At 49.0% G+C, this 9940-nt stretch carries 8 protein-coding genes; 5 read left to right on the forward strand and 3 right to left on the reverse strand.

From position 1 onward, the window contains the following. Window positions 1-392 precede the first annotated feature (392 nt). Both F1593_RS26185 and F1593_RS26190 read left to right on the forward strand, forming a co-directional pair. Window positions 393-899 (forward strand): hypothetical protein, encoded by a 507-nt coding sequence (locus F1593_RS26185; protein WP_149404511.1) that lies wholly within the window; start codon window positions 393-395, stop codon window positions 897-899. A 173-nt stretch (window positions 900-1072) separates the two neighbouring features. After that, window positions 1073-2122, forward strand: coding sequence for an N-acetyltransferase DgcN family protein (locus F1593_RS26190; RefSeq protein WP_149404512.1), 1050 nt, complete (start codon window positions 1073-1075; stop codon window positions 2120-2122). A 90-nt stretch (window positions 2123-2212) separates the two neighbouring features. Here the strand turns inward: F1593_RS26190 and F1593_RS26195 are convergent, their stop codons facing one another. From F1593_RS26195 to F1593_RS26205, 3 genes are all read right to left on the reverse strand, one after another. Beyond that, window positions 2213-3757: an ammonium transporter gene (locus tag F1593_RS26195; protein WP_149404513.1), complete on the reverse strand. Its 1545-nt coding sequence runs from the start codon at window positions 3755-3757 to the stop codon at window positions 2213-2215. Window positions 3758-4758: 1001 nt separating this feature from the next. Next, entirely contained in the window at window positions 4759-5436 is a 678-nt protein-coding gene (locus tag F1593_RS26200) for a pentapeptide repeat-containing protein (protein WP_149404514.1), read from the reverse strand. Window positions 5437-5535: 99 nt separating this feature from the next. Next, window positions 5536-6561: a dipeptide epimerase gene (locus F1593_RS26205; protein ID WP_149404515.1), complete on the reverse strand. Its 1026-nt coding sequence runs from the start codon at window positions 6559-6561 to the stop codon at window positions 5536-5538. A 227-nt stretch (window positions 6562-6788) separates the two neighbouring features. Between F1593_RS26205 and F1593_RS26210 the strand changes: the two genes are divergently transcribed. From F1593_RS26210 to F1593_RS26220, 3 genes are all read left to right on the forward strand, one after another. Further along, entirely contained in the window at window positions 6789-7382 is a 594-nt protein-coding gene (locus F1593_RS26210) for an HDIG domain-containing metalloprotein (protein WP_149404516.1), read from the forward strand. A gap of 11 nt (window positions 7383-7393) precedes the next feature. Then, on the forward strand, window positions 7394-8413 hold the full coding sequence (locus F1593_RS26215) for a CRISPR-associated protein Cas4 (RefSeq protein WP_149404517.1): 1020 nt from the start codon (window positions 7394-7396) through the stop codon (window positions 8411-8413). 123 nt (window positions 8414-8536) lie between these two features. Continuing rightward, window positions 8537-9760 (forward strand): ornithine cyclodeaminase, nickel-pincer nucleotide-dependent, encoded by a 1224-nt coding sequence (locus tag F1593_RS26220; protein ID WP_149404518.1) that lies wholly within the window; start codon window positions 8537-8539, stop codon window positions 9758-9760. Window positions 9761-9940: the final 180 nt, after the last annotated feature.

The raw sequence follows: 9940 nt of genomic DNA on the forward strand, positions 1-9940 counted from the left end.
AGTGCAGGAAAGGTGCTGTGCACCTTTCCTGCACTACACACTAAAAAGATGTTTGAGCACCGCAGGTGCGAAAACTCATGCACAGAGACTGTGGAGACCACGGGAGGCTGACACTCTCTAACAGTAAGCTAGAGAAAATATAGAATAAAAAGAATCAAGGAGGGATATAGATTTGCAGCGAAAAAATCAGGATTCAATCAATGTCATAAAGGAGGAACCAAAAGGGAGCAATCTTACCTGCAGGTGAGATTGCTCCCTTTTGGTTCCTCTGCACTTAAATGCATCGAGATAGGCAATTTCTTGTATTTATATACTGAAAATAGAAGATGGAAAAGTTCATCTTGTTAAACAATCTGATCGACAAAGTGCAATCAGCAGAAAGGGTGGATAAAATGAGCAGAAAGAATATAATACGTAAGGCATTACTTATTGGTGGAGTTATGGCATATTCCTTGCTCTGGACGAATTCGATCAGTGCGCTGGAAGCGCTCGGTGGGCGTGCGAACAATGCAGCCGCAATTCTGAACTCCGGGTCAACAAACACCTGTCCTTATACTATCTATGTCTATCCAAACAATGATGCCCTTTACACAGTATGTAATCAAAGCAGCGGTGAAGGCCATCTCGCAGCTACGCTTACCAGCAAATTCTTCCACGATATCGCAACCGCTCAGCCACTGGAAGCACTTCCACATCAACAACCGTGCTTTAAAGCTACCAGCTTTGGTTCAAGCACACAGATTGAATATGGAGTGCAAAAAAGCCCCGATATCTCCTGTTCCGTCAATCGCATTGGTGAACAACTCGAGAACGATGCTCGGATGATACAATGGTCACTTCATTTTTCGCTCCTGAAAAGAATGTATTCTGCTCCTGAAAGGAATGTATTCCGCTCTTGAAAGCAGACATGCATAAAACAGAAACTATGCCTGCGGCACGGGTTTTCTGTCTACAGTCCATGAGAAAATGCTCATTCTGGATCGGCTCCTTGTTACATACCTCGTCAGCAGAAGATATAATAGAGAGCAGAAATATCGCAATACATAGCAATTCTCTATGAGGTAGCGTAACTATGCGTAGAATCGCAATTCTTGCTGAAGGACTCTTCGGCTGGCACTATGGCAAAACGGCTACTGGCGTCATTCGCTATTCACAGGACACAACGGTTGCAGTTATCGATAGCACACAGGCAGGACAGGATGTGGCGCACGCATTGCAGCGTCCAATCGGAGAAGGGATTCCGATCGTGCAGGATATCACAGAGGCGCTTACCTATCAGCCGGATACACTTCTCATCGGAATCGCTCCTCGTGGTGGTGCATTGCCCGCCTCCTGGCGCTGGCAGATCCTGAATGCTATCGAGCATGGACTCAATATTGTGAGCGGGCTGCATGTCTTTCTCGGAGATGATGAGGAACTGCGAGCAGCCGCGCAGAAACACAATGTCTCGATCTGGGATGTGCGTCGGGCACCGGAAAAGACGCGAGTAGCCGAATTTGTTCCCCATCGAGAGGGGAGCCATACGATACTGCTGGTAGGTTCGGATTGCAGTTCAGGCAAGATGTCCACCGCACTGGATTTGAATGTGGAGGCTCAGCGACGCGGTCACAGGAGCGCCTTTGTCGCGACCGGGCAGACAGGCATGATGATCGCGAACAATGGATTACCAGTCGATAGCCTGATTAATGATTTCGCCGCCGGGCTGATGGAGGAGCAGGTACTACAGTTCACGAATAGCAATGATTGGGTCTTTGTTGAGGGTCAGGGGGCCCTTAATCATCCTGGCTACTCACCAGTAACGCTCAGTCTGCTGCATGGCTCAGTGCCCGATGCGCTTATTTTTTGCCATAAGGCCGGACAGACAACCATTGAAGGCTATCCACAATGTCCACTTCCCACCTTGAATAGATTAATTGAAATCAATGAAGAGGCTGTCAGCTGGTTGAAACCGGAACGCAAGTGTCGGGTCGTGGGAATCTCTTTGATCACCAATCATTTAGATGAGCAGGCTGCGCGTGAAGCGATCACACAGGTCGAGCAAGAAACCGGACTGCCAGTAACCGATGGCTTCCGCTTTGGCATCGGCCCGCTGTTAGATGCCCTCGAAAACCATTTTAAGTAGAGGCAGCGCACAAAAAGCAGGATGGCGAGACTATGCTAGCATAGTTTCGCCATCCTGCTTTTTGTGTGTAAGAGCGGTGAGGAAAGGGGGTTATTCCTCAACACTCGCAACGGCATCGCTGAAGCCAGCTACGACTGCGCCATTGGAGAGTTCATGGCCGATCAAAGAGGGCAAGACACCAGCCAGAGCATATTCAGGATAAGCGGATGCTCCATGCTCGGCAATATCCATGCCTTCGATCTCGTGCTTCTCGGAGATACGCAGGACGCCGATCTTTTTAAGGACGAACATCATCAATCCCGAGATAACCAGGGTCGCGATGACAACAGAGAGAGAACCAACAACCTGAGTTCCCAGCAGGGAAACACCACCACCATAAAAGAGGCCAGTGATGACGCTACTGGTATCTGCACCCGTTGGGGTGGGCGCACCAAATTGACCCGTGGCAAACAGGCCCAGAGAGAGAGTACCCCAGATACCGGCCAGCAGGTGAACTGGCACCGCGCCAATTGGATCATCGATACGCAGGTACTCCAGCAGATCCAGACCAAAGACAACAACCACTGCGGCTACGATACCGATGAAGAAAGCTCCCGTTGGGCTGACCCAGTAACAGGGACAGGTAATCGCAACCAGGCCTCCCAGGAAACCATTGACAGTCAGACCCAGATCCCATTTTTTGCTACGAGCATAAGAGATAAAGAGGGCGACCAGACCACCGGAGCAGGCAGCCATGGTGGTATTGAATGAGACGCGACCAATACCCTGGATATCCAATGCGGATAACGTGCTACCAGGATTGAAACCATACCAACCGAACCAGAGGATCAAACCACCAACAGCACCGATGATCAGGTCGTGGGCAGGAGGAGGGCCACCGCCATCACGCTTGAAGACACGTCCCAAGCGGGGTCCCAGCGCAATCGCGCCAGCCAGTGAGATCGCGCCACCGATGCTATGTACAACGGTCGAACCAGCAAAGTCTTTGAAACCCATAACGGCCAACCAGCCATCCGGACCCCAGGCCCAGTGACCAACAATTGGATAAATAAATCCAGTGACACCGATACTGTAGATAATGTCGCCCCAGAAGCCGCAGCGGCCAACCATCGCACCAGAGGTGATGGTCGAGGCGGTATCGGCAAAGGCAAACTGGAAGACCCAGTAGGCGAGGACCGGTACACCGGTTGTCAGGTAGGTAGGACCAAGGCCATTCAGGAAGAAACCTGTGGTACCAATCCATGGCGTCCCTGGCTCAAACATAAAGGCAAAGCCCCAGGCCCAGAACAAAATGCCACAGATACAGGTATCAGCAATACCTTCCACCAAAATATTGACAGCTTCACGAGAGCGGGCAAAGCCAGCCTCTAACATGACAAATCCGACTTGCATACAAAAAACGAGGAAAGCTGCGATCAAGGTCCAGACGGTATTAATAGCATTGATCTCGGGAGTTTGTACCGTCGCCCCCGTCGCTGCATGTACTGCTTTGGGGATAACCAGCAGCATTATTACAAGCACCAGGGCCAGACCAAGTAACTTTCCACCCATGTAGAGAGAGACATTGCGCCGAAGAATAGGATCATTAAAATTAGTGCGAAGGCGCTTCCAGGTAGAACGAACAAGTGTTGTCATAAGGCGATTAGTCCTTTCAGCCGAAATAGGGACAGCACGTACTCAGACAGTTAGGAATGAAACAATTACTCGGCGGTGAGTATGAAATAGAGAATAGGAATTTACCAATTTTCTATTTGGGGAGAAGGTGGATCGTCATTGATATACTTGATTGTATTTTTAGTACTGAGTAGAGTATAAAAAAATTAGCCCTCTACTCATAGGTCCAATATGACACAATTCCATCATCACCTTTTGTGCAATATATACAAAAGTCCTATAGAATTCAGTTTTTCTTTATGAATCGCTCACAAATTTATAGGAAATTTTCAGAAATATGGACTATTCATTGATATTTCCTTGACAAGGACGCATGTTATTTTGTATAGATTAACCATAGCAGATCTGCTATTTCGGGCAAAGCAACACCAACAAAACTGTCGAATACAGAAAAATCCTCCAAAAGAAAAGGATTTTATAGCTATTTTATCCATTTTTTCACAAGAGAGAGCGGGCACTAGCATAAATTCAATTGCAAACGATCAGCAACACAATGAGGCCTGGAAGAAGTGGGTATTAGAAGAGATTTAGCTAGAATTGATTTGAGAACAAGCAGAAAATAAAATTCTGATTTATAAATAATAAGTGAAGATAAATTCTTTTATCATTGTTCTACATTGTAGAAACCATGTTAGAAACGTGTATAACAGTGTATACTACTTTGTGCATAATTTCATTCATAAACTATAAATTATTAAATATATTATTCATCTATGTAAGAAATCACATCAGTATATTTATGTGTTATTATTACAATGTGAGTGCAACAATGATCCATCCATGAGCTGCCTGGACATCGTTCACTCTACGCGGCATCCAATATTTGACACAACGCTGTGTCTGCCGCACACTTTTCCCCTACACACTCCTCCTTGAAGGAGAAATCCACATCATAAAGATGCAATCTACGTTCTATTGGTAGCAACATATTGGTGGCAACACTCGCACCGATGAGATGCAGCCTACATTTCGGGAGAGGACCTGACATGGATGCCCAGTGATTCAACCAGCGCGATTGCCTGGGTGAGATTGACGGTAGCTTGCTGGAGCTCTTTAGCGCCCATACGAGCCCCATCGATGGAGCAGGTAGTGAGATCGACACCGGCCAGACGGGTACCTGAAAATTCAGCCTGCTGCAAATTACAATGCTCAAAACGCACATCTGTCAGATCGGCTTCTAAGAGATCTGTATCATGGAGATCACAATGCTCAAAGCGCACGGACTTTAGCGTGGCGAAACGAAACTGAGCCAGACTAATCAAGCAATCCTTAAACAAAACATCCTGCAGAGTAGCCTCACCAGCCAGGAAACCTGTCAGACGGCATCCAACCAGCTCAACGCGATGCCAGGCAGATTTATACCAGTTAGCGGTCGCCAGATCGCAATTCGTAAAACGCACATCATCCAATTGCAACTCCTCAAACTCAGTATTGATCAAACAAACCTGCTGGAATGAGGACTCAGCAAAAGCGGGCCGCACGGCAACCTGATTGGTGAAATCATTGCCGCTCAGAGCAAGCGAGACATACCGTTCATGATATTGAACATAACCGCCCTCAATATCTTTTGCCTCCCATCTTTTGGGTAAGCGTGGTGAGCGCACCACCACCTTCTCTCTGGCAGCCTTATTATCAGGCACACTTCTATCCTTTCAAATTATCCACCCGCAGACCTGTCAGGACGCTTCCAACAAACAAGCAGGCGAACACCAGGTCCACGATGAACGTATAGCGTACAATCAGGCATTAGTGGAACGGGCGCGCACGCCCAGGCCAGGTTTGTCAGGCAAGATAAGTTTGCCATGCTCAACCGTCACACCAACAAAGGGATCATCATTCACCAGTAAATTCCCATCCAGGTCCGCATAATCGACCAGGGGAGTAAGATGGGCGGCGGCTGTAATTGAGAGGGAGCTTTCAATCATACAGCCGAGCATAGTACGAAGATTATGGGCCTTCGCCACATGGATCATTTTGAGGACATTGGTGATACCGCCATTTTTCATCAACTTAAAATTGACACCATCCACACATTCGCTGAGCCGGGGAATATCCTCCAGGGTGACACAGCTTTCATCGGCGATGATGGGCAAGGGCACATTGTCATGAATAAGCTTTAAACCAGCAAAATCAGAGGCCGCCACAGGTTGTTCCACAAATTCAATATTATAAGGGACAAGGGCATTAATATTTTTGATCGCTTCTCTGGGAGTCCAACCAGCGTTGGCGTCAACGCGAATAACCGCTGCAGAGACATCTCGAATCGCTTTGAGGATATCAAGATCATGTTTTGTGCCAACTTTAATCTTCAAAATGGGATAATCCTGCGCCAGCAAAGCTTTCTTTGCCATCTCAAGCGGCGTATCCAGGCCAATCGTAAAGGAGGTGCGCGGCGTTTGGGTCGCATTCAGGCCGAGTAATTTATACACCGGCACGCCCAATTTCTGACCAACAATACTATAGATAGCCATATCCACCGCCGCCTTCGCCGCCGGATGCAAGCGAATCACCTTATCCAGACGCTGGCTAAGCTCTTCAAATAAAAAAGGATCGTCACCCAGGTTGCCCGCAAAGAGAGCGATACAGGCCAGCACAGTTTCAGCACTCTCGCCATAATAGGCACTGGGAGCAGCCTCACCATAGCCAATAGAGGTATCGTGTCGCACCTCCACAACCACATTGGAGGCAGTATATTGTGCTCCACGAGCAATCCGAAAAGGGGTCGTGAGTTGGAGATCAAGCGGTTTGGCGTCGATATGCAGCATAAAACATTCCTTCATTCAGACAAACTAGGATATCAATCAAAGAATATTCATCCCAGGCGACCGGATCTATTTAACCATCATAGCACGCCCGGTAAAGCCTGAAGATGTGGTCAGTAGCAGTTCTCCACGCGCTAAAGGTGGCAAAGATGGAATAGGGAAATTGGGAGTGCTATAATAAGGATAACAGCGACAATTTCTGCCTGAATGTGTGTAGTGAGAGGAAAAATATGCCAACACGTAATGATGCTTACATATTGATGACTGACCATGTTAAAAATGAGAGTTTGCAGAAACATATGCTTTCGGTTGAAGCCGCGATGCGCGCCTACGCACGTAAATATGGTGAGGATGAAGAGCTGTGGGGTATCGCCGGTCTTTTACACGATTGTGATTATGAAGAATATCCCGATCTCCAGCAGCATACGCGCATCGCAGCAGAATGGCTACGCGAAGCTGGCTATGATGAACGCATTATTTATGCTATCCTGGCGCACAATGATCTCAATCTCGAGACAAATCCACGCACAAACCTGCTCTCCAAGGGCCTGTATGCTTGCGATGAGATTACAGGTATGGTGACAGCAACCGCCCTGGTACGTCCCAATAAAATAGCAGGACTTGAGGCTTCTTCTGTACGCAAAAAGATGAAGGCCAAAGGATTCGCGGCCGGGGTCAATCGCGACGATCTTGTGGAGGGAGCGGCGGAACTGGGAGTAGATCTCAATGAGCATATTACCTTTGTAATTCAGGCAATGAGCGAGATCGCTGATACCCTGGGATTGGCGGATAATACAGAACAAAAAGAGGAAGCGCTAAGCTGAGCAGAAACGCTATGCCGCAACGCAAGCAATCCATTCCAGGCACCTTTCAACGCAACTATACGGCCAAAGAGGTGGCGCAATACGATTATTGTCCACTGGTCTGGTGGCACGAGCAATATGATGTGGCTGTCAATGCCAGTACGGATACGCTCTTTGCCCAACTCGTTGCGTTAGAACATGAATATGGGACCCAGGCACCCAATGTCCCTGATTATCAGGTCATTGAGCAACTCCTGGTGCGTCGTGGCGCGTTTAGTGAGGAGTATCAGGCGTCCCACCAGCAACACGATGCCGAGGATTATAACGAATATCGCGCTGACAGCGACGAGGATTATGCCGAGAGCGTTGAGAAGCAACCCCGCGTACGCCTGCTGTTGCGGTTGGCGTTCATCACGCTGGCGCTGGGCATTCTCCTCGTGCTGCTCTCAGGAATCCTGCTGAGTGTTTTGACACTTTCGGCAAAATGGACGCCGATCACGCTTCTCTTCGCCAGTGGAGTTGGCCTTTTGCTCTTCTCCCTCGCCTGCTTCTTGCTGCTCTTTAATGAACGGCGCGTCCAGCGTGAACGCCTGATCGAAGCACATCATCAAGCCCTCGGGCTGCCACCCGGTGAGTTAGTCTATGAAAATACAGACAGTCTGGGCGAAGCCCTGACCTCCGATATTTATCCTCTGCTTGCTCGACCAGCCTATGTAGTGAAATTACAGAATAATCTGCTCTTCCCGGTGGATATCAAACCAATCGCCCAGAATACCATGACGCCCGAGCCTCATCATGTCCTGCAAGTCGCAACCTACTGCTTGATCCTGGAAGAGTACGCCGAAGAACCACCAACCCACGGCCTGCTCCGCTATACCGACCGCGACTTCACCATCGAATATACTCCCGCCCTGCGCCGGAAAATCATTCGCCTGCTCAAAGAAATGGACCTCTGTAGCGCCGAGATGCCGCCCGCACTACAAAAGCAAAAAGCCTCCAAGTGCCGCGCCTGTATCTACCAACCTATCTGCCCCGTCGGCTATGGAAAATAGCAGAGAGACGCGGTACATGCGGGCCGAATGTACATTGACATTCGGCATCGACCCGCATACACTAAGCAGCAACAATCACAAGGCTCACGTCTGTACCTTTTTAACGAAAAGTGAGAACGATACATGCACACAGTACATGAAGTCATAGAAATGAGTGGTCACATCATCGATTCCTACACCTTACCTCGTGCCTGGGATACGATTATGGATCGCGGTGGCAATTTTGATGTTGAGGAAATGCAGGTAGGCGCTACCAAGAACGATACCAGTTATGTACGCCTGAAGGTTTCCGCCCCCAACGATGAGATCCTCGAACAGATTATTTCCCAACTCCAGCAACTTGGTGCAGTCATGATGCAGGCCGATGATGTTCATACACATACGGTCGAGCAGGATGGCGTGCTACCCGCGAAATTTTATTCAACCACCAATCTTCCCACTCAGGTACGCCTGGAAGGTCAATGGGTTACCGTTGAAAAGATTGAGATGGACGTCGCAGTAGTGATTGATCGCGCTCAGAAACGCGCCTATTGCCGTCCTATGCACGATGTGAAGGTCGGGGATGAGGTAGTCATCGGACATGGTGGTATCCGTGTCCAGGCCTATGAACGCGAGCGCGAACGCGATACCTTTGCCTTTATGCAGAGCGATGTCTCATCCGAGAAAACCAAGGTGCGTGCGATCCACAATATTGCCCAACAAATGAAAGAGGTACGAGCGCGCCAGGGCAAAATCCTCTTTGTCCTGGGTCCCGCCGTCATTCATACCGGCGCAGGTCGCTATGTGGCTGAGCTGATTCGTCTGGGCTATGTACAGGTTATCTTTGGCGGCAATGCCATTATTACCCATGATGTGGAGTCAGCTTTGTTCGGCACCTCGCTGGGCGTCAATTTAAAGAGTGGCGATCAGGTTGAAGGTGGACATCGCCATCACTTGCAGGCTATCAACGCCATACGTGGGGTAGGCTCGATTGATAAAGCGATCGAAGTCGGATTGTTGCGCGAAGGGATCACGTATGAAGCCCATAAGCACAATATTCCGATGGTACTGGCTGGCTCAGTGCGTGATGACGGTCCAATGCCGGGCGTGATCTCGGATATGCAAGTAGCGCAGGGGCTGATGCGTGAAGAAGTCCAGGGTGTCGAGATGGCGATTATGATCGCTTCGATGCTCCATGCGATCGCCACAGGCAATCTGTTACCGGCACGGGTCCGTACCTTTGTGATTGATATCAACCAGTCGGTTGTTACCAAGCTCTCCGATCGTGGCAGTTTCCAGGCCGCTGGCCTCGTAACCGATGCTGAACTCTTCTTACGCGAACTTCTCGAAGCCGTTAAAAAAGACTAAAGGAGGCAGGAAGGAGAACCGGGGGCGAGTGGAGCCATCCGTAGGAACCACCCTTCAGAACTTATCCGAAAACGTGGAAGGAGATGATAGAATCAAGAACAAGGAAAGGAACACGAATCCCCCAAGCAAAGGAGAAACCAAGATGGCCCGAACCAAACCGTGGGAAGTCAGTGACCAATT

Source organism: Dictyobacter arantiisoli (assembly GCF_008326305.1).
GTDB classification, from domain to species: Bacteria; Chloroflexota; Ktedonobacteria; order Ktedonobacterales; family Ktedonobacteraceae; genus Dictyobacter; species Dictyobacter arantiisoli.